The sequence below is a fragment of the Bacillus cereus group sp. BfR-BA-01356 genome, from assembly GCF_022663635.1.
Classification (GTDB): Bacteria; Bacillota; Bacilli; order Bacillales; family Bacillaceae_G; genus Bacillus_A; species Bacillus_A cereus.
This window is the reverse complement of sequence record NZ_JAKUFX010000294.1, coordinates 1-506: the sequence shown is the minus strand read 5'-3', so window position 1 is coordinate 506 and position 506 is coordinate 1. Positions and strand designations below refer to the sequence as shown.

Genomic DNA, 506 nt, shown 5'->3' with positions numbered 1-506 from the left:
CATGGATTGTACATATCCTTTATATAATGGATCTACATAATTCGAACCATCTTGTACACGAGCGATGATGAAATCAATGTATTGTTTTGCCACAGGCCAGTTAATATCACCGTTCCATTTTGAAATATCTACAACGTGTCTCATTATTAAACATCTCCTTTTAGTGTAAGTTATTTTTTTCTAATACATCTTTTTGTTGTAATCCTTTGTTACTCAAATAGTTGTTCTTCCACGCCATATACAAAGTAAATGCGCCTGTAATTACGGCTACTAAATCGTTTGTAACTTTGTCATCAATCGTTTGGTATCCGACAAGATTTAAGACACTATTAATCACAGCAATCACCAATATGACATAGCGACTAATTGATGCTGCATCAAGATTTTTCATATTCTCACCTCCTCGTATGATTAAGTTAGGTTTTTTAGGGACGGGATGTACCTATAAACCCAAGAGTATCTATTTTTATGAGATACTTAAATTTGTAGATAGAGTGTTGCCGACC

The 506-nt window shown here is 34.0% G+C and carries 2 protein-coding genes; both read right to left on the bottom strand.

Annotated features, from left to right (window positions below):
* A partial coding sequence (locus MR168_RS33095; RefSeq protein WP_282093753.1) for a GH25 family lysozyme occupies positions 1-144 on the bottom strand: 144 nt, incomplete at its 3' end.
* A gap of 16 nt (positions 145-160) precedes the next feature.
* Complete coding sequence (locus tag MR168_RS33090; RefSeq protein WP_086423750.1) at positions 161-391, bottom strand: phage holin; 231 nt, start codon at positions 389-391, stop codon at positions 161-163.
* Between the last annotated feature and the right edge of the window lie 115 nt (positions 392-506).